Origin of the sequence: Haemophilus sp. HMSC61B11, assembly GCF_001838615.1 — a bacterium.
Classification (GTDB): Bacteria; Pseudomonadota; Gammaproteobacteria; order Enterobacterales; family Pasteurellaceae; genus Haemophilus_D; species Haemophilus_D parainfluenzae_AD.
Genome location: NZ_KV837986.1, coordinates 1 through 264 on the forward strand (window position 1 = coordinate 1; position 264 = coordinate 264).

Annotated in this window: 1 pseudogene; it reads right to left on the reverse strand. The window is 42.4% G+C overall.

The annotated features are described in order from the left end of the window. Positions 1-264: pseudogene (locus tag HMPREF3263_RS10745) on the reverse strand (hypothetical protein); the annotation flags it as partial.

A 264-nucleotide genomic window follows, 5' to 3' on the forward strand; every position in this document is an offset into this window, starting at 1 on the left:
CCCGCATCTTCCGTAAGTGGTCCCTCAACATACACATTCCCAATCAACGTAATCCCTTCTTGGTTTAACACGATTTCACCGGCAGGGCCTTGAATATGAACTTCGTCATAACCTTCTAAATCAAACTGTTCACAAACTTGTTCAAAAAGCTCACCCGCAACCCAGCTGCCATTTTGGGCGATTTCAATAGTTAAATCTTGTCCTACTTTGATGAGGCTATCAGCATGGACATTGACTCGACGGTTATTATTCACATTCAGAATA